Annotated in this window: 17 protein-coding genes and 3 pseudogenes; 10 read left to right on the top strand and 10 right to left on the bottom strand. The window is 51.7% G+C overall.

Translation table 11 applies throughout. The features are described 5' to 3' along the window. Position 1: 1 nt before the first annotated feature. A complete protein-coding gene (locus MOQ67_RS27845) occupies positions 2-457 on the bottom strand; it encodes a helix-turn-helix domain-containing protein (RefSeq protein ID WP_017337049.1) in 456 nt (151 codons plus the stop codon). Between the two features lie 157 nt (positions 458-614). Between MOQ67_RS27845 and MOQ67_RS27840 the strand changes: the two genes are divergently transcribed. From MOQ67_RS27840 to MOQ67_RS27830, 3 genes and pseudogenes are all read left to right on the top strand, one after another. Further along, positions 615-1,010 carry a DUF6957 family protein gene (locus tag MOQ67_RS27840; protein WP_017337050.1) on the top strand — a complete coding sequence of 132 codons (396 nt, stop codon included), beginning with the start codon at positions 615-617 and terminating at the stop codon, positions 1,008-1,010. A 42-nt stretch (positions 1,011-1,052) separates the two neighbouring features. After that, positions 1,053-1,523, top strand: coding sequence for a hypothetical protein (locus MOQ67_RS27835; RefSeq protein WP_169864251.1), 471 nt, complete (start codon positions 1,053-1,055; stop codon positions 1,521-1,523). Between the two features lie 2 nt (positions 1,524-1,525). Beyond that, a pseudogene (locus tag MOQ67_RS27830) lies at positions 1,526-1,777 on the top strand (hypothetical protein); the annotation flags it as partial. A gap of 137 nt (positions 1,778-1,914) precedes the next feature. Here MOQ67_RS27830 and MOQ67_RS27825 read toward each other — a convergent pair. Next, positions 1,915-2,076 (bottom strand): annotated as a pseudogene (locus tag MOQ67_RS27825) (arsenate reductase); the annotation flags it as partial. A 307-nt stretch (positions 2,077-2,383) separates the two neighbouring features. Then, the gene (locus tag MOQ67_RS27820; protein ID WP_448675728.1) at positions 2,384-2,872 is read right to left on the bottom strand and encodes a hypothetical protein; all 489 of its coding nucleotides are present in this window, start codon (positions 2,870-2,872) and stop codon (positions 2,384-2,386) included. A gap of 569 nt (positions 2,873-3,441) precedes the next feature. Between MOQ67_RS27820 and MOQ67_RS27815 the strand changes: the two genes are divergently transcribed. The 3 genes from MOQ67_RS27815 (at position 3,442) to MOQ67_RS27805 (ending at position 5,182) form a co-directional block, all read left to right on the top strand. Next, positions 3,442-4,314: a restriction endonuclease gene (locus tag MOQ67_RS27815; protein WP_277784098.1), complete on the top strand. Its 873-nt coding sequence runs from the start codon at positions 3,442-3,444 to the stop codon at positions 4,312-4,314. 168 nt (positions 4,315-4,482) lie between these two features. Further along, the gene (locus MOQ67_RS27810; RefSeq protein WP_277784099.1) at positions 4,483-4,851 is read left to right on the top strand and encodes a hypothetical protein; all 369 of its coding nucleotides are present in this window, start codon (positions 4,483-4,485) and stop codon (positions 4,849-4,851) included. 61 nt (positions 4,852-4,912) lie between these two features. Continuing rightward, complete coding sequence (locus MOQ67_RS27805) at positions 4,913-5,182, top strand: DUF3800 domain-containing protein (RefSeq protein WP_046482219.1); 270 nt, start codon at positions 4,913-4,915, stop codon at positions 5,180-5,182. Between the two features lie 83 nt (positions 5,183-5,265). Here MOQ67_RS27805 and MOQ67_RS27800 read toward each other — a convergent pair whose 3' ends face one another. The 7 genes from MOQ67_RS27800 to MOQ67_RS27770 form a co-directional block, all read right to left on the bottom strand. After that, positions 5,266-5,460 (bottom strand): hypothetical protein, encoded by a 195-nt coding sequence (locus MOQ67_RS27800; RefSeq protein WP_448675727.1) that lies wholly within the window; start codon positions 5,458-5,460, stop codon positions 5,266-5,268. Between the two features lie 1,206 nt (positions 5,461-6,666). Then, on the bottom strand, positions 6,667-7,488 hold the full coding sequence (locus tag MOQ67_RS27795) for a hypothetical protein (RefSeq protein WP_046482215.1): 822 nt from the start codon (positions 7,486-7,488) through the stop codon (positions 6,667-6,669). After that, positions 7,485-7,910, bottom strand: a complete 426-nt coding sequence (locus MOQ67_RS27790) for a hypothetical protein (protein WP_046482213.1) — start codon at positions 7,908-7,910, stop codon at positions 7,485-7,487. The genes MOQ67_RS27795 and MOQ67_RS27790 overlap by 4 nt, the downstream gene beginning before the upstream one ends. A 413-nt stretch (positions 7,911-8,323) precedes the next feature. After that, positions 8,324-9,739: a tyrosine-type recombinase/integrase gene (locus MOQ67_RS27785; protein WP_448675726.1), complete on the bottom strand. Its 1,416-nt coding sequence runs from the start codon at positions 9,737-9,739 to the stop codon at positions 8,324-8,326. Then, a complete protein-coding gene (locus MOQ67_RS27780) occupies positions 9,736-10,341 on the bottom strand; it encodes a hypothetical protein (protein WP_448675725.1) in 606 nt (201 codons plus the stop codon). Before MOQ67_RS27780 ends, MOQ67_RS27785 begins: the two co-directional genes overlap by 4 nt. Further along, positions 10,338-12,413 carry an integrase gene (locus MOQ67_RS27775; protein ID WP_448675724.1) on the bottom strand — a complete coding sequence of 692 codons (2,076 nt, stop codon included), beginning with the start codon at positions 12,411-12,413 and terminating at the stop codon, positions 10,338-10,340. The genes MOQ67_RS27780 and MOQ67_RS27775 overlap by 4 nt, the downstream gene beginning before the upstream one ends. Then, positions 12,397-14,685, bottom strand: coding sequence for a hypothetical protein (locus MOQ67_RS27770; protein ID WP_448675723.1), 2,289 nt, complete (start codon positions 14,683-14,685; stop codon positions 12,397-12,399). Before MOQ67_RS27770 ends, MOQ67_RS27775 begins: the two co-directional genes overlap by 17 nt. 89 nt (positions 14,686-14,774) lie before the next feature. Here MOQ67_RS27770 and hrpB point away from each other — a divergent pair. The 4 genes and pseudogenes from hrpB to MOQ67_RS27750 all read left to right on the top strand — a co-directional run. Beyond that, a pseudogene (hrpB, locus tag MOQ67_RS27765) lies at positions 14,775-16,898 on the top strand (ATP-dependent helicase HrpB); the annotation flags it as partial. 55 nt (positions 16,899-16,953) lie between these two features. Further along, positions 16,954-18,420, top strand: a complete 1,467-nt coding sequence (locus tag MOQ67_RS27760; RefSeq protein WP_003132541.1) for a site-specific integrase — start codon at positions 16,954-16,956, stop codon at positions 18,418-18,420. Beyond that, positions 18,417-20,345: a hypothetical protein gene (locus MOQ67_RS27755; RefSeq protein WP_003132543.1), complete on the top strand. Its 1,929-nt coding sequence runs from the start codon at positions 18,417-18,419 to the stop codon at positions 20,343-20,345. Before MOQ67_RS27760 ends, MOQ67_RS27755 begins: the two co-directional genes overlap by 4 nt. After that, complete coding sequence (locus MOQ67_RS27750) at positions 20,342-22,390, top strand: hypothetical protein (RefSeq protein ID WP_003132545.1); 2,049 nt, start codon at positions 20,342-20,344, stop codon at positions 22,388-22,390. The genes MOQ67_RS27755 and MOQ67_RS27750 overlap by 4 nt, the downstream gene beginning before the upstream one ends.

Here is a 22,390-nt window from a genome sequence, read left to right as displayed (position 1 = left end):
CTCAACCGCCAACGTACCACAGCCGGTTAACTGTGCTCTTGGGCAGTTCTAATTGCCGGCAAACCTCCGCTTGAGAAAGGCCTGCCGCCTTGAGATCGCGCACCGCTTTGAGTCTTTCTGCGGCAGCGATCCTCTGGGGCGTAGTGAGCTTTTGGGGTTCGGCAGGTAGCTGCTCATCAAGAACACCGAGCTGCATGAGTTCTTTCATTGTGTCATTCAGAACTGAGCGCGCGGTCTTGCCTTCATCGGCTGCGGCCACCAGTGTGAGAAAGGAGAGTGGCATTAGGCCTAGCGCTTTAGCTAAATCGGCACTGAGATCGACGGTAGCCGATGTCGTCGATGCTTCCAAGCGGCTTATGTGTGCTTGATCAGTCTGTTGCTGGAGGTCTGCTTGCGACAACCCATGTCGAACCCTCAGCCACTGTAGCGTTGCCGCATATGCCTTCCGCAAAGACATCCAGCGCACCTCTCCACAAAAGGAGACGGTATGCCCCGTTTGATGAGTTCCACACAAATGTATATAGTCATTGCGATGGGACGAAAGATGCGCAACCTTTGCGATCTGTGCGTGCGCAGAGCCCTATTTCCTTTGTCGCCAATAGGATCATCAATTTATGACTAATTCTTCTGAGCACGAGCTGCTGCGGGAGGGGGAAATCTCCTCTGCTGGCACGTCGCTGTCTCATGCAGAAGTGGAAGTATTGGTCGCGGGGCGCTTCGGTCGTAAGCCTTTTTGCACCGTCGAGGACTGGGTCATCTTCCACGTCGACGAATCCCCAGAGTCGCTCGCGAAAGTACGAGCTACTGGTCTGGAGCCGATGTTCATGTATGCCCACTGCGTCATCCATGACGGTCATGGCCGGTTTCCGCCAGGGGGCTGGGTGCGCTCGACCCTGTGTAAATCGTTCGACGGTGTTTGCCTGTTCGAGACGCGAAACACGGTGTACGTGCTCGTGGGAAAAGGGCGCGAGATGACTGCCTCGCTGAAGACAATATTTGGCTTATGTTAATCGCAGGCGCACTTCGCGGGCCTGCTCAACACGAGATACACGATGTTCAGGATTAGCATGCAAGACCAGGCCGGCCCGGTGGGTATGTTCGGGGATGGTCTCGCTCACTTTCACGCCATGTCGCGATCCTTGGTTACCCATTGGTATCACGTGAGCCTCAAGCGCCGGCATGAGGGGCGATTTGTAGCTTATGAAGAGATGCTGAACGATGAGCCTCGCTTGGTGGAGCTGCTGGTCTCCCAAGACGAGAGCATGGTCATTCAAGATGTCCAGGTCGTTACCCCGGCATGGATGAACAAAGGGTCAGGCTGGAAGATGGAAAAGCTGAAATCACTTTCCATGGGGTTCAACCAGGCAGAAGTGCCAATCTGTGTTCTGCAGGTCGAGAGTGGTGAGGTGTACGTCAATACTCATCAGCGCGATCTGGATGTTGATGCCTTGGTTGGGGTCAGGGAGTTATATCGGCACAGTGCTGCGAGCACCGGCGTAGCCTCAGCGTCGGAGGCCGTGTAACCATGGACTACATCAATACCGTCGCAGTCGATTTACACGAAAAGCGCTACTCGGACTTCGACCTCCTTCGCATCGCTAAAGCAGTGAGTCAAGACTGCGACCGGCTAGTCACAGCCTATCTGGTGAATGTCCATATTCATGCGTGCAGTGCCGTTGGCGTTGTGTTCAGCCACATTTGCCCTGGGCCGTACCAACGATTTGCAGATGGTAGGCTGATTCGGACATCGGACATTCAGTCCGTTACGAAGGAAGGTAAAGCTGCCATTGGCCAGCCGGCAATTAGGCCTCATGCAAACGGTGAGCGCGGATTGGCCACAGCCAATGACCACTGCATCAAATTTCGAGTTTTGATTCACCAGCATCCCTCCAGGCCCATCTGCTTCACATTGGTTTAAACCCTGCGGCCATTCTCATCAATGACGACTTGTCCATCTTCTTTGACGGAGCTGCCGCGCTGCTCTTGCGGTAGAAGGTCTAGAGCTGCCTCTGACGGGCGACACAAGCGTGTGCCCAAGGGCTTCACGACTATGGGGCGATTGATCAGGATGGGGTGATCGCTAGGGGTCGGTGTCACGGTGCTTCGGGTCATTGAAGCGAAAGCCGCCGAGCAGGGAATCGCTCGATTTCATTTGCTGACAACAACTGCGTCAGGCTTTTTTGAGCAGCAGGGCTATGCAGTAAATCAACGAGGCTCAGCGCCACCTCTGATTTCTCAAACGGAGCAGTTCAGGGGGCTTTGCCCTGGCTCGGCTTGCTATCTTTGTAAGGAATTACATTCGAACGGGCTGACTGCGCAGTCTGAGGATCCGCTGGCCTGATGAATAAAGCACAGCGGATTCCGGAGGTCTCTGAGAAGGATGTCATCGCAAATACCCTCGCCCTTTCACCAAAAGCAGGGCACGAACCCACAGCTTCTTCCATGTCGGTGTATCGTACGCAAATCCGATGCTGGGCCTAGTTTGAGTAACGGTTCTTGCGAACGCACCGATGGGAGTGTCGCGCCGAATGTAACCGATTTCGAAGAAGTCGCTGCGCTTCTCAAGACTGCTGCCGCCACGGGTGTACACATGACTGTCTTGAAAATCGTGCAGCTCCTGCTCCAAAGGAATTAAGGAAAACTGGAAGTTTGGATCGATAAATCCGTAATCCGCGAGATAGATCGGATGATCACTGTGACTTACAACATGAATCATTGTTTCTCTGATGATCTCCGGGCGCACGGTTCCTGTGCCGACAGAGTAATGGTCGCGCTTTCCACGCATTTGCAGCCAGAGGCTACAGACGCCAGTACAAGCCGCAATCACCGCACCAACAAGTGTTATCTGCTTGGTCAAAGATTCAACGTCCATGTGCCTCCTTGGAATTCATTCTGTTTCACCACGTCGGCGCTGACTACGTAAATGCCACGCTCAACAAAATCGACAATCACAACAGGAAAATTGGTCTCAGGCATCCGAACCAACGAGCCGCATATTCGACAGTCCATACTTCACCCCTCCGGCAGTCGCTAAACTGTAGCTGATTCCCCACGACCCTCCAACGCGTTGCGTCGGACATTGGTGGTTAAATGCAGACAAGGAAAAGAGTGATTAGATAGAGCGCTAATCTGGCATTGGGCTAATGCACCTTAATCAGCAGGTGCGCTGCGCTCGTTTGCCGGTCGACCATCGAGCACTGGAATCGGATCGGTTAGAATTTCGGACTGCAATCCTGGAGTCGAGCGCTAGGGGTAGGTGTTATGACATGCAAAGTTAATGTTCCCAATACAGCACACTAACCATCATTTTTAGGCTTAATGACCCCGTTTGGGTACATTAAGCTGAGCGAGTAATGCGACCAATAATGAAGATGGCCCGCCAGGTAATCCGCTGATATTGAAGCAAGCCCCCGGGCGTACCAATCGAGAGGAAGACGTCGCATGCCGAAGATAAAACCGCTGGATATGAAGCTCCTCGACCTTCTTTTCGAGATGGAGCAGGGCTACGTGCTGGATTTCTCAAATCGTACCTTGTCCCAGTTCTTCCTTGGAGAGCTGGAGATTGACATTGATGACCCGCTTTTTGCTGCGGACGGTACTTCCAAGGCGAGGCGCCTCCGCTGTTTTTTAACACTTGCGGATACGACGACCTGTGTACGAGCGCTGAAGTCACTCTGGCAGTATCGGCAGGTCACTCTGTCCAACCAGCACAAAGATGAGCCCGTGGTGAATGCTGAGGGGCGTTTCTTAACCTTGATCCGAGGCTTGGAGGCTGGCTCGCCAATTGATGACGCTATAGGCGATCCCTTCGCTGCGGTGCGCCAGGTCAGCATCGATCAGGCGGCTCATCTGAAGCAGGCTTTATTGGATATTCATAAGCTCGGGCCTCAAGCCCGTGGCTACGCTTTTGAAACGTTCCTGCAGCAGTTGTTCGAATCCTCCAATCTCCAGCCTCGTGCCCCATTCCGGAATACGGGTGAGCAGATAGATGGAAGCTTTCTGTGTCGCGGGGATATCTATCTCGTTGAGGCCAAGTGGGTAGCCAATCCTGTTGGCGCAGGAGAGCTCCATATCCTTCAGGGTAAGATCAGCGAAAAGGCCGCTTGGACGCGAGGAGTTTTCATCAGCTATTACGGCTTCACGGAAGTTGGACTGGAAGCTTTCGGGCGTGGCAAAAGCCTAGTGTGTATTTCGGGAAAGGATATTCACGACGCCCTGGAAAAGCAGATACCTATTGCAGACGTTATCGACCGTAAAGTGAGGGCCGCAGCTGAAACTGGCTCAGTATTTGTACCGTTGAGTAAGCTGTTCTAGAAGAAATTTATCTGGGCCTCAGAAATAGAAGGCAATTGCGATCAAGTAGGGCGCTCCGAGAGTGTTCTGAGTTTGTCGTGAAAGCGCTGAAGAATCTGATGAGCATTGTTGATGGCTTTTAGCCTTGATGCCAGCTAGATTTGGGGCTTTCTACGATCAAGGAAGGATATGAAAAAGCTCATCGCAGTCATGGGGATGTGTGCCGCACTTGGCGGTTGCGCTACTTCGCACTACACCGCAGGCCGAGACTTTCCGTCGGCCAGTGTGGCGAGCATCACCAAGGGTAAAACCACCACTGCTGAATTGAAGTCGCTATTCGGTGAGCCCTACGCCAAGAGTGCAGTCAGCGAGACTGACGAGAAGTGGATATACACCTACACCAACGGCTCAGCCCATGCTCAAAGCTACGTGGTCACCATGAAGGTGACGACTACGGGCACTCAGAAAACTCTCGACGTCTTGATCCGAAATGATGTGGTCATCAACTACACGTTCAGCGAAGGCCCCGCTCCAGGCAGTACCACTGCGACGAACTAAGTTCGCCACCTTGCCATTGGGCGACCCACCGCGCTCAGTACGTTGTTGATGGAGCAAGCTCATGGACAGAACATATGCCTTCGTGGATGAGTCCGGGAATTCCGACCTTGATACGTCAAAGGGAGGAAGCTCGGGCTTCTTCATCGTGTGCTCCATTCTGGTGGCAGAGAAAGACCTAGATGCTGCTTATGCCCAAGCTGAAGCACTCCGCAAGCGCCATTTTCAAACAGGCGAGATCAAATCCAGCAATCTGAAGCCGAAGGATTCAGATCACTGGAACTTGGCGCCAAGACACTCTCAATGGGTCGGTTCGTTTTCGGTGCGCGAGTAGCGAAGCTAAAGTGGATACCTCACAAACATGGATCCGCCTGAACTTGTGCTCTGTCCGTAACCAGTCGGAATTTCTATCACTGTCTACCACCGCATTGTCACCGAGATTTGGTCGCGGGCATTTGCCGGCGCCTGGTGCTGAACGTACATCAGCTGCGGGTGCAACTGAGGCTCGGCTCTCGGCAGGTTGCTCGGCTGTGGGAGCCGCGTGACGATGTAACCACTCAAAATCCCTACGGCCAGGTTCAGCAGCGTTTTTTTCAGATCTTTTTTAGTCATCAGTTGCCCACCTCCTTTTTCGAGGGCAACAGTCGGTATAACGGCAGTTTTTTCCCGACCAGGGTTGTTTGCCATTTTTTTGCTTCGTCATCGCGGCCTCGCTCGCAGTGTGATCTATTGATCGTGCTGTCACGACCAATTGCAGGCGCTATTTTCACCAGCGTTTAGCTGTGTCATCGGGAGGGGTTTGCATGGTTTTCGCAAATTCTGAAAACCCAATATGGCGGGTGAGAGAGGCCTGAGCGGCTATAGTCGGGTGAGGAAGACGTTGTGAACGCAGAAGGCCACCTTCTCTCCCTGCTTGAGTCAATAAGACCGCCAGGGCAGCACGCCGAGGTGGTACGAAGTCCTTTTGCTGCGGTAGCGGTGGTTGACAGGGCACAATCCTCGAGGCCCTGAAGCAGCGGTTATACGATCTGCGTGGTCTGCCTCCGCAGAAACGTGGTTACGAATTCGAAGGTTTTCTCAAAGAGCTCTTTGACTCATCGAAGCTTCAGGCTTGCTCGCCGTTCAGCCTGGTTGGTGAGCAGATAGACGAAAGCGTCAGCTCGGAAAAGAGACGTATCTGATTGAAGCCAGATGGGTCAGAAATCCGATTGGAGTAGCTGAGCTACACACGTTTCAGGGCACGCTCGATCAAGAGGCTATCTGGGCACAGGTACGGGGCGACCTTGATGACCATTAGTAGCAAGATAGGCCATCGGGCGTCCAAGCTGGTCTGAGGCGCCGGTGGATAGTTGATATCCAGTTATCGCAAGTGTTAATATCGACTCATAGCACTACGCACCACGCCGTCCGGGTTGCTGAATCCAATATTTTGGACACCGACCGGGCTACCTTCACAGGTGAGTGCGTTGCCAATGGCCGGGAAAGCACCAGAAACCAAAGGTTTTAGAGCTGTAATTCTTGCCATTGACGCAGCGGGTGGAGCACGCGATAGGCTTGCAGATAGGGGATCAACATGTTGATTCCCCTTTTTTTGTCTGAAATAAACCTTTTTGATGTCTTCGCATCGGTCGCCCCGACTCCTATGCGGGCGTGCGGGTGGGCTAGGTTGCTGCACCTCTATGTTTACAGCGCCCTGAGCCCCCAGTGGGCGAAAATTCCAAAATCCCCCAATATCCCGCAGCTCTATCAACGTCAGCACTCGCTTAGATTGTCCCGCGATTGTAGGCCTTACGATTTCGTACTCATTTTGCGTTTTCGTCAGAAGTAGTCGTTCATAAACATGTTCAGATGACTCGTCTTGATCACTACCCTTGGCGCGCAGTGGCAGTCATAGAAACTGCCTTTGACAGAAGGATTTTTGCCAGGCCCTCGGTTGACGTTGAAGTGGCGATGGATATCATCGACTTTTGCACCAAACCTAAATGTCCCGTTGAGCTCGCACGTCTTAGTGTGAGGCTCACCTGTTGCAAATTTAGAGTGATGTTCAGGCCCATAGATGAAGTGTTTATCATCATCGTCGATATAAAAATATCTACCGGTTGGGTCTTTACGACGCTGCTTGCGCCGGTTCCTGCGCATCAACACCAACAAAGCAGTCGCATCGACTACGAAAAGATCCTCTTGTGCTTGGGTCAATACCATCGTGATTAACTGACGCCACTCGTCAGCATCAAAATTCTTGGCCGGAAGGATGCACATTGTGAGGTTCTCCCCACGCATCACCTCCTGCCTGAATGTGGCGAAGCTAGTAAGGAGACGTGAAGAATGATGATTGAGGAATCTAGACGGCAACTCAACTCGGCGAGGGACGTCCAGCCAATGGATAAATAGAGCGGTTTCAGTGAAATTGAGCCTGCTTTCGCAACGTCGATCCGCTAGAACAACCATAGCCCCGCAGCTCGTTGCCTTGGTGTGAAAGTAAGGCTCTAGCGTAGGTGAGCGACTGAGATCCGGAGCATCCAATTCGAGCGTCATCGGTAGGCGACTGAGGTTGGCTGGCAAGCGAATAGTGCTTCGCAGCTTGACGAACTCCTTCCTCAGGAAATCGTTCTCCGTGACAAGTGCAACCAAGATCTTCATGGCAACTTGTGGAGTTTAACCAGCACCGTCGCTGGAATCGTCACCATCTCCAGATCACCTACGTCTAAATTACCGAGGATGTCCAACAGCCTTACGGCAGCGGTCTTGCCTGACCGGGGCTGTGAAAGCGGTTTCGTTTTCGTGCTATCCGGGTCGAGAGGGTAAGCGTAGGTTTCGTCTTTAGGTACCAGAGCAACCTTTGCAAGGTGTGTCGGATGGGTAGCAACCTTGAGAAGTCCTTTTTGCTCGAGCTCCAGGGCAAAACCTTTCAAGGTTTTATCTCTCAGAATCGTTTTGTAATCGCTAACGCCTCGATTGCGGAGATCCGCAGGAAGATTGCTGAGAAGTAGAGGGCCGCCCGTCGTCGTCCAGTGTTCTTGGGTCGCTGTGATTAAGATACTTTCGAGATCGTCTGTAGTCATCGTATCGCTCCATGAGGGTTGGCAATGATGGCGGGATGACAGCCGGGAGGCAAGACGATTGCAGTAGCGCTGCTACAGCTTACAAAGTCAGTATGATCTGGGACGTCTGGCGAGCGGCTTTCCTGGCTATCGGCTCAACCACTGCGGTGATCGAGCAGGTCTATTCTGGGACGGACGGCGCAGGGTGATTCTTAAGGAGCGCTAGCGGATCCCAAGGTAGCCCCGGTATATGCATGACCGTTCGAGTAGTTACATGCATTATCTTTCTAGTGCAAGCGGAGCGCGTCGGCCCTCTGGGCCAAAGGCTTGAGGATGGAAGCCCGTAGGGCCAAAACCTGGCGCAGCCAGGGTTTGGTTTACGACAGCCGTCCCCGAAGGGGCAAGCCCCGCAAGTGAGACAACCAGGGAGAGATTCAGTTGGAGCTCACCCGCCTGCCAGCAATCTCAAAGTCCTCATCCCTAAGACGCTGAAGCTCTAACACCTCGGCCTCATATTCTTCAACGGCGAGACCGGCCTTGAGTCGATTGAGTAATTCGCGCTGCTTACGGTCGAATAGCTGCATGGCTGAGGCTAAGTGCACTGACGATACTGTCGCAGCGTAATTTGCGACCTTATTGAACGCCAGGTGGATGTAGCGCTCAACAGCCTCTGCAGACTTGTGTCCCGTCCACATCATCACTTCGGTAATGAAGGTTTGGCTGCTCAGCAAGGACTGCCTGAATTGATCAGGATTTTCTAGCTCATGCTGTTTAATCAGCTGGACAAATTTATTCGTAATGAAGGCATGCCGGAACATATGCGGAGATATTTTTTCTTTAATACCAGCAGCCTTTTTCAGAAGGGAAATTTCCGAGGTGATTGTGTCCGGAGATATCCCCTTTGCAAAAGTTTGTGATATGAACAGAAAGCCATCGTCTACTTTCCCCTTGACGATCTTTCTGCGCATGAAGTCGATGTGTTTTTTGATATCGCTGAGAACCATTTTGTGAACAGGAATGAACCGCTGGCTAGACACCCCTTGCTTCCAAGTCTCTAGCCTAAGCATTGGCTCATCCATCTCCAGTGCATTAAGGATGTCTTTAACCAATATTCTCGAGATTTCCCCCCTGCGTGCACCGGTGTGCTCCAACAGGAGAAGCATGATCTTTCTTCTGGAATCAATAAATCGTGATTTAGAATCCCTGTCCACCGCGTCCAGCAGGCGCTTTATGTTTTCGTCTGAAATCGGGAATATCGACCGAACCCGTCCGCCTAGGCTTAGCGAGTGATGATGTACAAACTCTTTTTTCAACGTGCGGCCATTCCGATATTTAATCGTAAAGGCGTGCATGGTTATTCTGATTGTCCCGCCGACAGCGACAAAACTTGGATTCTCGTGAAGCCTACCAACAAACTCCAGAAAGGCTAGGCAAACTCGACCTATACCTAGAATTGTAGGCTCAGTCCGTTTATTCGCGGTTGGGTAAATTCGAGACTTTTCGTCTCTAAGGGAATCGATAAACTCTGTAAAACTGGAGTCAGTCAGGTGAATGAAGTCGATGTTGGCATGATAGCAATAACGAACTAGGTGGCTTATCTTGGAGGCGTACTCGCCGAAGGTTCCGCCTTTAGATCCCCGTGTAGATAGGTTGCGGTTGCCGTTGCGACCAGGCCGCTCCATCATCGACAGAATGTACTGATTCACCGGCACACAGGGCGCACCGTGCGGCCAGGTTACAAATGGGACACTGTTGAATGTCCTTGTCTCAATCGTTCCCAGCGCCATGTGGGAAAACAGCGTCGTCTCTTCCAAGACCGAGAACAGCTGGTTTTGGCTTTTCTTCGTCATCTTCTGTATTCATCAAGGTTTACAACAGAAGGGCCATTGGGCGTAGGAATCTTGTCGTAAGGTGGGGCGTTCAGCGATGCCATCGCTGTAAGCGCTTTGATGGCCTCCTGAGCCCGTAGTGACCTGACGCCAGCGTTCGGCGCATCCCTGACACTTTTGATGTGATCGCGAGCATTGCCCAGAGCATGAAGCAGTGTCAGGTTTGTTTTTTGGTGCAAGGCCAGTTTCTGCTCCAGCTCCGCAACTCGCAGCGACAGACCCACCTTGGTTCGCTTATTGGAGCGCTCCTCGCGCCGTTCTGCAGCCTCCAGAGCTTCAAGGGCCGCGACACGAAGTTTGTTCAGCCCGTCGAAACCCGTAGGCAGGTTGCTTTCAGCATAAGTCTTCAGAGTGTTCAGGCTGACAGGGGTAGTTGCCTTCGTCTCTTCGCCTACCGTGAAACTGATGCTCAGGGCTGCAGTTGAACCCTGACTTTTCAGGGCCGCCAGCAGTTCTTTGTTGCCTCTGTAGCTGTCGGGAGCCCTATGGATTTGTTGCAGGCACTCAACGAGGGTGAAAAGCGCCAATGTGTTGCGTTCCACACGAGCATCAGTCTTCTTCATGCTGCTACCTTCATGACCCGAGCAACTACCCTGAAGCTTTGGCCTTCATCGTCCTTGATGAATTCCGGTTCAATCTCCACGGAGCCTTCTTCCATGAGATCCGAAAGGTAATCTTCGAGCTCCTCGGTGTCGACAATGGTGAAATCTTCTGTGCCATAGCGGGTTTTCAACAGGGCAGCCAGGCTTTCAAAGCTGGCTACATCGCCGCTGTGGAGTGCTTCGGCCACAAATTGTGCTTTAGCCCCTCGGAGGGTGGCACCATCCATAGACTCGGTGATGTAGTGCCAGACGTGTTGCACATCGGTATGCCCAAGCATCCATTGCAAAGTCTCAAGTCCGCCAAAGCTGCTGGAGTAGAAGAACAGCATTGCGAAGAAGCGGCGAAGCTGATGCTGACGGATGTAGTACCGTTGGCCCTCTTCGTTCGTATCAGTTTCAAAGTAATCACAAAAGAAGTCGAGGTTTTGGTTAAAACCGTAAACAGCAACCTGGGAAAAATCAGCATTACCCTTTCCGGATGGGCTGGAAAATAGGCCCTTAAGTTCTTTTAAGAACCCAATGCGTTTAAGGATTTTCTGCATCCTGATAAGACTTTTAATCATCTTCACGGCAATTGGTTCAATTGGCCGTGCTTCAATCTGACGTGTGCCGAAAAGCAGATAGGTGCTTTTGCGATTCACAAACACCAGCCATTTTTCCGTCACATCCAAACAGTCTGTGACGTGCAGATCCAATAGTTCGCCAATACGCCTTCCCATTAGTGCACCAACAACGACTTGAGTGCATCCAATAAGCACTTTTACCATTTCAATCAGCCCATGATTAGAGCGAAGTTTGGTAAAGTATTCGGATCTCATGCCCTTAGTGGTGCTAGCGTATTGTGTTCCTGCGCTACGCCGTGACAACCCAAGGCTTTCCACTCCTATTGAAGTTAGGCGATGGCCAACCACCTTCTGGAGCTGTTTGTCGGTTAAATCGTTCAGGGATATCTGCTGCTTTTTACAATACAGCGCCGCTCGACAATAGCCATCTACGATATCTGAACCATGTTTTAAGTAAAACTCAATAGAATTTCGCACTGCGCCAAACACGACTTGAGACGGAAGCGTCCTGAATCTTCCTGCGGCCTCCGTTTCAATCGTGAAGTTTTTGGCGCTGATTAAGTCCTCCGTTGACGGGGCGGGTAAACCAAGGTCGTGCAGATTTCCTAGGCTATAGAGAGTCCTTCTGTACTCGCTGAAATTCGAATCTCCCATCTTTTCCCGACTACCTGTCGCCACAGGAATTGGAAGCAACTCTCGTACAAAATCATCCCCGCTTTGTACGGACAGGATTCCGATAATGGGTTTGTCATCGAACCTACCTTTGAGCGTGTTTCGGTAGACTTCGTTTGATACCGTTACAGAATTGGGGTTGTATCCCTTGTCACGAGATATTCGATACAACCCCTTCAGATACAGAGCTGCTCTGATTTTTGGTATCAAATTCAGTGGGACTTCCAGCGCGTTCTCGTCTATTTGCTGTGGAGTAATGATCGCGAGATCAGGCCAGTCTTTAAGCGCAAGATCAATCTCAACCTGGCTGGTTTCAAGAACGAGCTTCAAGCAGTAAAGGGACATCCGCTTTGACCAGGCATAAATAGATTCTGCTGTGTCACTGCTAGAACCGATTTCTGACAGGATCAACTTCAAATTGTCTCTGCCAAGACCGGCCAGGCCATGTTGGGCAAGTTTGAATTGCTCGCAATTAAGCAGCAAGAAGTCGACGATATGCAGTGCGCGTGCAAGCTCACTTGATCGCACGCCGCTCGAATTGGAAGCTGAATTAGCCTGGGTTGAGCCTGTCAGATAATATTTCAAGCCATCCAGAAGCTCTTTATTTTTTTTGTCGATCAAGCGACTGCCGTCGCTGAGTTCCACATCCCATTCGATCCTTTTCGGATTCTTGAAGCCAAAGCTGTACATCCATACGTTTTCGTCGAAGTCGCTAAGCAGCCAGTCTGTAGACCTCAAAGATTGATAGGAGTCAACGAAGTACGGCTCAAGAAAATCTAATTCAGGCGGCAGCGACATAAATAATGTTCTCCATGCGAGACGGGTTGCAATGAGCTCTGGCTACGTTGAGGTGTTCTTTAAGCAGGGCATCGTTGCCTCGTAAGATTTCGTCGCTGACGGCTTTAGATACATCTGCCCAATACTTAGCTTTGCCACATACCTCATGGGCTTTTTCAGAGCTAGCGACGGCGGCTTCCAAGGAAAGCAGGGCGGTCATAATTCCTACATCAATAGAAATGTAAACCTGACTACTGCGAGACTCGATTTGCTCAGCGCTAGGCTTGTTTTCCGGGTTTCTTAGGTGACTCGGGATATCCTTCAGCGCGTGGTTTTTCAGGAAACCGTGAAGTTCGTCCATGCTCGAAAAATCTGTTGCCTCAAGCAAATAAGGGCTGTCTTTCATCGCCTCGCAGATAAAGCTGCGCTGGAAAATTCGGATCCAGCGTGTTTGGAAGAAAGACAGGATTGCCTCAGGGAGATACCGCCGAAGCAGTACCGCATCGTAACGGACGTGACCTAGGGCTTTGGCCATTTCAGTAACGCTTTTTGTTCGCAGGTAGACCATCACGCCACAGGATGAACGAATCGAAGTAAGCGTTACCCGTTCCAGAAACTGGCGAAGGTCACATTGCAACATGTGTTGATAGGGGGCGAACTGGTTGACAAGCACTTCGAGCGATTTGGGCATCGAATTGAATTTGGAGCGATTCCACGCCGGTTGAGTGACGCTGCTCGGAGTCGAAAAACCGTATCCACAAGTGATAAACAGTTCCTTGTACACAGGATTTCCCGCAAGACGGAGCGATTCTCTCAACGGCTCGGTAATCTCGAGAATTTCTTCGATCCACTGCTGGGATTGAGCGGTCAACTGGATAACCTGCTCGCTTAGTTCCTTGCCCCGACGATCCTTAAAACCAATGAGCTTAGCCCCGCTGTCATCCTTGATGTAGCCAATCGAATCCCCGTTGTCATCAAGGAGAATGAGCTTATCAAGAAAGCCGTGAGTAATTTCCGGGTGCTCGGTTACCAGCAGGCATTGATATGGATAGAGCTTGTCAGCAGTAGGCAAGCCGAGTAAGCCAGAAACCCTCACTAGATTGCCGTTGCCAAAATGAGAGTTCAGATAGTTTCTCTCTGCTCGAAAACCATCAGCTTCAAAGGTCGCGCAGATGTTTTCAATACCGAGCTGCTCAATCGATTTCAAGGTACCACCCCTGACGATAGGCCGGCCCATTTTGGCCATTGCCTTGCGCTCCCTAACCTTTGAGAGAAGCTGTCGACATTGCTCTGTCGCCCACAGTTTAATCACCGACACATCTGTCTCGATGTTATGGAAGATGATCTCAATCGCCTCTTCATCTGTAACGTGAAGTGGCACAGGCGTGATCAGCTTTTCATGCACAACCACACCGTCCTCACGAGTTTTTTTCCTCGTGCCCAAGCCTAAATCTGGCCTCTCCAGGGGCTTAGGAAGTCCACCTTGGTACGGCAAGGCCCAAACGCCGGTTTCGACGAAAATTTCCTCACAGTTGGCGATAAACCGCCTCCAGTTTTTGATCTGGCCATTAATGTTCTTTTTTTCTTCATGAGCCTTGAGGAAAAAATCCTTCATGAAAGCTAGGAAGAACGCCTTGATCATTTGAGGGTGCTGGAAGGTTACAGCGGGCCAATCCTCGCGATGCTCCGCAAGGAATTTCGCCATTTTATTCACCTCTGTGTACGCAGGGCGGGCCTGCTTCTTAAAAAAAAGCACCCAATGATTGTAGAAGTCCTCAGTGAAGTCTCTGCCGTGGCTCAACCACAGGCAGGGCAGGCTGAGAAAGTATTCTCGACCCTTCGGAGATGTGACTCCCCATCCATTCCAATACCGGAGGCTTTCTTCATTCAGCTTCGAGCGGCATTCGTCCCACAGGGCTACGTTATCCCGCATGCTTGCCGGATCAGCCCGCAGCTCTTCCATAGCCGGAACCTGCGCCCGGATAACGTTATGGATACCAGTGAACAAGCGAACAAACGATTGACGTGAAGTCGGATCGTTGTCGATAAAGGAGGTACTCCTCATCGCTCCCAGGAAGCCCCTAGCCAGCTCAAAGTACGACGGGCTAGACAGCGTGAGATACGAGACCTTTGCCCCCATCAGATCGCAATAGCATTCGAATAGCTTGAGCGGAATCGCTGACGGGATGCTTGGAAAATCCTTCGCAGCTTGCTCCATCAGGGCAACTACCTCGGGCGACAGCGCTCTGAAAGGATAGTTGGGCAGCGGTGCGGTTTTTCTGATGATTGTCAATTACTTTGTCTCTGTTTGTGTCGCACTAAGTGTCTGATTTTAGTGCGTTTTATAGATTTTGACAGAATTGTGCAATCGGTCAAGTGTCCAAACGCAGCCTCGACGCCGACCTGGCGCTGGCCCTGAGCCTGAATGGCCGCGACCTGTTTCGCGATGAGCAGCCGCTGAAAATCCTGCTGATGTCCGCCACCCTCGAAGGCGAGCGCCTGGCCGCGCTGCTGGACAACGCGCCGATCCTGCGCAGCGAAGGGCGTATGTTCCCGGTGCAGATGCGCTGGGGGCGGCCGTACCAGGCCGGTGAATTCATCGAGCCGCGCCTGGTGCAGACCATCCTCGACGCTTTGCATGACGAAACCGGCAGCGTGCTGGTGTTCCTGCCCGGCCAAGCGGAGATCCGCCGGGTCAACCAGCAACTGGCAGACGCGCTCGGTGATCGCCGCGATGTGCTGCTCTGCCCGCTGCATGGCGAACTCGACCTGAACGCCCAGCGTGCCGCCATCGACCCGGCGCCCGCCGGCAAGCGCAAAGTGGTGCTGGCCACCAACATCGCCGAGACCAGCCTGACCATCGATGGCGTGCGCGTGGTGATCGACGCCGGGTTGGCGCGTGTGCCGCGTTTCGACCCCGGCAGCGGCATGACCCGCCTCGACACCCAGCGCATCTCCCGCGCCAGCGCCACCCAGCGTGCCGGCCGGGCCGGGCGCCTGGAACCGGGCGTGTGCTATCGCTTGTGGTCCGAGGACCAGCACGAAGGCCTGGCCGCCTATGGCAGCGCGGAAATCCTCGCCGCCGACCTCGCCGGGCTGGCCTTGCAACTGGCGCGTTGGGGCGTTGCGCCCGCGCAGTTGGTGTGGCTCGACATGCCGCCCGCTGCCGCGTATGCCCAGGCCCAGGACCTGCTGCAACGCCTCGGCGCCTTGAATGACGACAAACTGACCGCCCACGGCCAGAAGATGGCCGAGCTGCCGGCCCATCCGCGCATCGCCCATCTGCTGCTGCGCGGGCAGGATCTGGGGCTGGCGGCCACTGCGTGTGATGTCGCCGCGCTGCTGGGCGAGCGCGATATCCTGCGCGGGGGCGGCGCGGATCTGCACAGTCGCCTGGCGTTATTGTCCGGTGAAGAACGCGCGCGGGGCACCCAGGGTGGTGTTCAGCGCGCCAAGCAGTTGGCCCGGCAATATCGCGGCTATTTGCGCGGCCAGGCGACCCAGCCGGTGGCCGACCCCGAACACCCGCGTTGGCTCGGCGCGCTGCTGGCGTTGGCCTATCCCGACCGCGTGGCCCAACAACGCCGCCCCGGCAGCGCCGAATACCGCCTGGCCAATGGCCGCGCCGCCTTGTTCGCCGAGGCCGATAGCCTGATGAAACAAGCCTGGCTGGTGATTGCCGACCTGGGCAGCCGCCAGGGCCAGCGCGAAGAACGCATCTACCTGGCGACGGATTTTGATCCGGCGCTGTTCGACACGGTCCTCGCCGAACAAGTACGCACCGTCGACCAATTGGATTGGGACGAGCGCGAAGGCGTGCTGCGCGCCGAGCGCCAGCGCAAAGTCGGCGAACTGGTACTCAGCCGCGAACCCCTCAACGGCCTCGACGAAAACGCCCGCAGCCAGGCGCTGGTCAACCTGGTCCGGCGCAAAGGCCTGGAGCTGTTGCCCTGGACTCCGGAACTGCGCCAATGGCAGGCCCGTGTGATGTTGCTGCGCCAACTGGACACCGGCAACACCAGCGAATGGCCCGACGTCAGCGACAGCGCCTTGCTCGCCAGCCTAGAGCACTGGCTGATGCCTTACCTGGGCAAGGTCTCGCGCCTCAGTCATTTCGCCAATCTGGATGTTTCCAGCTACCTGCACAACCTGTTGCCCTGGCCGTTGCCCCAACGCCTGGACGAACTGGCACCGCGCCATTTGAAAGTGCCGTCGGGTTCGTCGGTGCGCTTGGACTACAGCGAGCATCCGCCGATTCTGGCGGTGCGCCTGCAGGAATTGTTCGGCCTGGCGGATACACCGCGCATTGCCGGCGGGCGCCAGGTGGTCAAGTTGCACCTGCTGTCCCCGGCGCGACGGCCGGTGCAGGTGACCCAGGATCTGGCGAACTTCTGGCGCAGTACCTACGCCGAGGTGAAGAAAGATCTGAAAGGGCGCTATCCCAAACTATTCCATAAGTTAGACCCTTGGGTTGAATCGCTTAACAACAAAAAGATTGACAGGTAGCGATTGTAAACTGACGCATAACATATAGGATTGACTGATTCATCAGGGGGGGCGAATGTCCTACACCAATCCGCGTCACGAAGGTCGTCTGATTCTCATCCCGAATTTGCAGGATGCCTTCGCTATCCTGCATGTCAGTGAAGCGCCTCGCGGCTCTATTGAGTCAGCGCTTGAGGGGGCTGAATCCAATCTGCTTTATAAATGCGATGAAGTCGGTTCAGGGAATGACCGTGCCCTGTTCAATTTCCCATTTTTGTTTAGTGCTAATGGCAACCCTTGGCACGAAGCGAACGACTACTTGCTGAGTCTCATGCGTGATAGGGCTCCTGCAAGTCGACGCACTGATGATGTTAGGCGTCGTGCCAGTAAACTGTTGGATTACCTCCTATTCTGTGAGGATAACAATCTGGATTGGCTCGACTTTTCCGGTGCCCGTCCTTCGCTTCGCCCGACTTACAAGTACTTCTATCACCTGATTAAAGAAGGCCGTCGCAGTAATCAGGTCATCAATCAATATACCGCTGCGGTCTATCACTTTTATAAGTACGTTTCCGAGCATTGGCATTACCTCGATCTAAAGCGTGTTGATACGATCAAGCAAGTGCGGCTTATCGTGCAGAGCCCAAAAGGCGCGAAAATCATCGATGCTGAAAAGCGCAGCCAAACGCGGCGTACGCCGCCTAGTAGCTCCGTTCCTTTGGGATTCGTGCGTGAAGATGGCGAGGATCTTCGACCTCTCTCCAATCTTGAGTTAGGCGCGCTTTTGGAGGCCATTAATGAAAAGAAATGGTCAACGATTGAGCGGTTGATTCTTCTCACGTCTCTGATGACTGGAGCTCGTAAGCAAAGTGTTTTGACCATACGCTTGAAGCATTTGAAAGGATTTACAGAAGACAAACTAGTGCCGGAATGTGCCTATAAATTGCATGCCGGCCCGCGCACAGGCATTGATACGAAATTTGACAAAACTCAAGTTCTGTATGTTCCAAAGCAACTTGCTGAAGAATTGGTCACGCTTGCACGTAGTCCGATGATGAGGAGACGGCGGGAAAAATTTCGTGCTCAATTAGAAGTCAGTCATCCCGGTCTGTTGATAGAAGAGGACGATATGTATTTGTTTCTCTCCGATCAAGGCAATTGTTATTACATGGCTTCAAATGATCCGCGTTACGCAATTGTTAGGTCGCCACAGACAGGGCAGGTGACGGAAACAATAAAGCGAAAATTGCAGAGTACAGCTTCTAGCCAATTTCCAAAAGATTTTACATATCACTGGCTGCGAGCGACTTTTGCCTATCAACTCTACCAGCGCCTGCAACCGTTGGTTCAAGAAGGCGTTTTGAAATTAGGGGAGGATATTGATTTTATTCAAAAACGTATGCATCACGAGTCTAGGGAAACAACTGAAAACTATCTAAAGTTATTCAATATGACTCACGAAAAAGTCATCGCCCAAGAGGTGTGGGAGAAGAAATTGTTTAACGGTAACTACGAAGTCATGAAATTGACGGTCCAAGAATGAGTAGTCGGCAGCTGTTAGAGCATCGCGAAAATACAAAAATTATTACGCTAAATGAGTTGGTTCAGGAGTTTTCCGAACCTGAGCGTTTGCGATTGCAGCTGACCGTTAAGGTTAAAAAGAAGCCGTTAGATATTGGTAGTTTTGCATATCTCATTCGTGGTAAGAATAAAAGTGTTCATGATGATCGCGGGACGCCATTGGTGATTGAGTCGTTCGTTGAAAGTCGTCGTGAGCTGATTGTGAGAGTTTTGGAGTCTTTTGTCGGTCTGCGTGATAAGTCAGTCTTGGCAAATTTCTTCCATACCGAATATTTTATTGATTGGTTGAACGCTGAGGGTTACCGAGAAATATTTTCCAGTAGCGTGGATGCTCAAAAGGCATATCGAGATTATACAGCGCATCTAAATCAAAAAATATCCGATAAAAAGCTGAAGCCCCGGACCGCGTCAAGCTACCAAACTAGAGCATCCAGCCTGATCAAATTACTTTATCCAGATAATAGTGTCCATATTCTTGCTGGTGCAGTAAGGATTGTTCCAGATAGAGGTTCTGCAACAGCAGGCGCTGCTCATGTCGAGTTGTATAGAGATGTTTGCTTTGCCATTGCCCAGCAGTGCAGTGATTTTATCTTGAATAAAAAACCTTACCCGCTCGTGGTTGGAGTTAGAGATTATGAAGTTGTTATATTTCCGTCCAACCGAGGCGCGAGCAGCCCATTTAAGGATGCTGCTCCTTCATATAACTCAGCTGAGCGGCGAATTGCTACGGCCGAAGAATACTTCGCGGCCTTCGAGAGGCTTGGCCGAAAAAAGCCGAGAAATTATAATGTCGCGCGCGAACTAAGAAGCTCCCAGGCATCTTTGGATGCGGCTAATGAAGATGGGCGCAACTGGCATCGTCTTAATCTAGCGAGTCTTGCGGCGAAAGCCTATGCTATCCTTTTTTTTATGATTACAGGTGCCACTCCGGCTGAATTTGAGCAGTTTAGTTACGAAGACGCACTCAAAGTTGAAAAGTCCCCTCTCAAGAAAGAGTTGTCGGCTGTGAAATTTCGGGCTGGCGGAAAGTCAACGCTTTACAACATTGGGCGGGGCTCGGGTTTGTCGCTGCTGAAAGAGTATTTAAAGCTGCGTGCGTGGATTTTGGATGGTGCGAGACATGAGCGACTATTCTTTGCAATGCCTACGTCTGGTCAGCTTAGAACTTGCAAAAGCTTTGGTGATCTTAACGTGACAAGCTCCTTAGAAAAATTTTATGAGTTTATTAGCGGGGTCTTTCTTGATCCGACTGTACCAAGACTTTCAACTCGTAAAATACGCAAGCACAAAAGCACTGAAATGCACTCTGCACGTTTGTCGCCGTCCACGGTAGCGGCATCCCTCAATCACACCGAAGCGGTGAATCTTTCTACCTATGCAGAGGCAACACCTGAACAGCAGCAATCCGAGTTCAGCCTGTTTTGGGATGCAATACGCCACGCTGCTCATGTTGTGCGTGAGCGAAGCCGCAAGGCTGTAGCAAGTAGTGTCGCAATAGCGGCGGGTCACTGCGAGGATTTCAATAAGCCGACGTCTGCCACTGATGTGGGATTGATTATAGAGCCGAACTGCCGCACCCAATATGGTTGTTTGTACTGCGAAAACTATTTATGTCACGGCGATGAGGAGGATCTGCATAAAATTCTGAGTTTGCAATACGTGGTCAATGCCGTGCGTAAATCGGCCCCCGATGCAGCGCATACTGAGGCACTTTTCAAAGAGTTATCTATCCGGATCGAGTTTATAGTCGATGCTCTTAGTGAGCGCTCTAGCTCGGTGAAACAGACAGTCGAAAAGGTTAAAGCTAAGGTGTTTGAATACGGCGAGTTAACTAAGTTTTGGGAAGTCCGGTTGGGTCGCTATGAAAAAATGGGGATCGTATTTTGAGTGCTGCTGTTCAGTCGATAGGTAGTCTTTTTTCTAGCGGCCAGTTTCCAGTCACCAGCCAGCCAGATAGTGCGGCTCAGCTGTATGGGAAGCCCGCGTCGGATTTTGTTATCTGTCGCACTGAGTATGGCAATGCAACGGCAGTGTACGGCGAGTCTGTATGGGACTTTAACCCGTACAGGCTGAGTGCAAAAAAAATTGGCCGAATACGCTTCGATATGGTGTTCGGTGATTATGGTCATGATCAGCAAGCGCTGATCGAAGAAGCCAAATATCTTCTGTATTGTCTTATTTATTTCGCTGGCGGTGGGCGGATTGGTAAGCTGAGTGCATCTACGATTATTTCATATTGGGTTGTGCTGCGCATCGCTATGAAGTTCTGCTATGCGCAGAAAAAGAAGTCAATGGTTGGTGTGCTGTCCTTGCAGCAGCTTTTTACCGTGCCTGTTTATCTAGCGGCTTTTGTTAGTGAAAGTAATTTTGACAAGACGGTTCTTAGTGGGATATTGCACGGATTGATTAGTGTGGGCGAGGAACGCCTAGGGTATGTTGTGCTGAATCCAAGAGTTTTTGATTTGAGAAGACCTGATTCTAAACAGCATCCGGTAATTCCGACACGCCTTTATTTGAATTTAATAAATATTTGTGGCGACCTGCTCGATCATCTTTACTTGGGTGTTGGGAATATTGATTCATTTATATCGTGCTTTGCTGATGAGTATTTCGGTCTTACTCCGCACCGTCAAAAATCTTTGGGGGTTGGTGGTAAGTCGCGCTATCGCCCCGGTATTCAGCAAGCAATAGAGGAATATGGTCTGGCTGCGGTTTTTGTCGGTGAGTTTGCCTGTTCCGAAAAGAGAAAGCTGCAGCGAGTCCTTCTCAAGATGCAGTATGTGGTGAGAATGGTGATACACCTATATACCGGCATGCGTGATCAAGAGGTGATGCGTATGTCTTATAACTGCTTATCTGATCAAGTCGTGAGATGTTCAGTGGTTGATGATCAAGGTTTTATGCGCGATCAACCGCAATCAGTACACATATTATCGACTACCACGAAGTTTAGCGGTTACAAGAAAGAAAGCGCATGGTTCGCGGCAGGCGAAGTCGTCAAGGCGGTCGAGGTTGGCCAGGCGATTTGTCGTGGTTTAGCCCGGCTCTATAGGATTGAACTGGATGATCGTTGTCCGCTATTCATCAATCCGTCCGTCCTGTGTAAAACGAAGAATTGTGCAGAAGTTGGTGTAACAGACTTTACATTGAGAGCAACGATGGGCAGTGCTTTGAAATCCTTATCGATTCAATCAGAGGATTTACAAGAGTTGGCTCAGAGCGACCCTTCTCGTGACTTTTACAATGAGCCAGATTTTGCAGTAGGCCAGCCCTGGCCGCTGACTAGCCATCAATTCCGACGTTCGTTGGCCTTCTATGGAAGCAGTAGCGGCTTTCTCTCGCTACCGACTCTGCGAGCGCAGTTCAAGCATATGACCATTCAGATGGCGCGCTATTATGCGAATGGCTTTGATAACTTGCGCACCATTTTTGGCTACTATGACGAGAAGAAAATAGACTTCGTGCTACCATATAACCACTTTGCTTTCGAGTTCCAGATGGCCATGCCGATGTCGGTGGCCAATCAGTTGATTGCAGATCTGCTGTTCAAAGAAGAACCGCTGTTTGGTGGCACCGGTTCATACATGCAGAGGCAGAAAGAACGTGTTGAAGCTGGCGAGATAAAGATTGAAGATATTCGTGCCGATACAGAGCTTCGGGTGAAGAACGGTGCAATTAGCTATCGGCCAACGCTACTCGGTGGTTGCACCAAGGTGGGCCGCTGCGATTCCTTCATGCTCGGTGACTATACTGAATGTTTGTCCTGCGAGGGTGCGATTATCAAGCCCTCCAGGTTAAGTGCGGCCATTGAGGATGCGAAAAACGAGTTGTCAAACTACGCAGAAGACTCAGGCGAATATCAAATTGTGAAGGGCGATATTGAGCGCCTAATGGTTTTCAAGACTCGCCTGATCGACACTGTGGAGCTTTAG

It is taken from the genome of Pseudomonas sp. LY-1, assembly GCF_053502595.1.
The sequence above is the reverse complement of the archived record's forward strand: the minus strand, read 5'-3'. Positions and strand labels throughout refer to the sequence as shown.

Bases quoted from the DNA above. Each gene is read 5' to 3' on its own strand.
- MOQ67_RS27845 (WP_017337049.1), bottom strand. From the start codon at position 457: ATGTCTTTGCGGAAGGCATATGCGGCAACGCTACAGTGGCTGAGGGTT.
- MOQ67_RS27840 (WP_017337050.1), top strand. From the start codon at position 615: ATGACTAATTCTTCTGAGCACGAGCTGCTGCGGGAGGGGGAAATCTCC.
- MOQ67_RS27835 (WP_169864251.1), top strand. From the start codon at position 1,053: ATGTTCAGGATTAGCATGCAAGACCAGGCCGGCCCGGTGGGTATGTTC.
- MOQ67_RS27820 (WP_448675728.1), bottom strand. From the start codon at position 2,872: ATGGACGTTGAATCTTTGACCAAGCAGATAACACTTGTTGGTGCGGTG.
- MOQ67_RS27815 (WP_277784098.1), top strand. From the start codon at position 3,442: ATGCCGAAGATAAAACCGCTGGATATGAAGCTCCTCGACCTTCTTTTC.
- MOQ67_RS27810 (WP_277784099.1), top strand. From the start codon at position 4,483: ATGAAAAAGCTCATCGCAGTCATGGGGATGTGTGCCGCACTTGGCGGT.
- MOQ67_RS27805 (WP_046482219.1), top strand. From the start codon at position 4,913: ATGGACAGAACATATGCCTTCGTGGATGAGTCCGGGAATTCCGACCTT.
- MOQ67_RS27800 (WP_448675727.1), bottom strand. From the start codon at position 5,460: ATGACTAAAAAAGATCTGAAAAAAACGCTGCTGAACCTGGCCGTAGGG.
- MOQ67_RS27795 (WP_046482215.1), bottom strand. From the start codon at position 7,488: ATGAAGATCTTGGTTGCACTTGTCACGGAGAACGATTTCCTGAGGAAG.
- MOQ67_RS27790 (WP_046482213.1), bottom strand. From the start codon at position 7,910: ATGACTACAGACGATCTCGAAAGTATCTTAATCACAGCGACCCAAGAA.
- MOQ67_RS27785 (WP_448675726.1), bottom strand. From the start codon at position 9,739: ATGACGAAGAAAAGCCAAAACCAGCTGTTCTCGGTCTTGGAAGAGACG.
- MOQ67_RS27780 (WP_448675725.1), bottom strand. From the start codon at position 10,341: ATGAAGAAGACTGATGCTCGTGTGGAACGCAACACATTGGCGCTTTTC.
- MOQ67_RS27775 (WP_448675724.1), bottom strand. From the start codon at position 12,413: ATGTCGCTGCCGCCTGAATTAGATTTTCTTGAGCCGTACTTCGTTGAC.
- MOQ67_RS27760 (WP_003132541.1), top strand. From the start codon at position 16,954: ATGTCCTACACCAATCCGCGTCACGAAGGTCGTCTGATTCTCATCCCG.
- MOQ67_RS27755 (WP_003132543.1), top strand. From the start codon at position 18,417: ATGAGTAGTCGGCAGCTGTTAGAGCATCGCGAAAATACAAAAATTATT.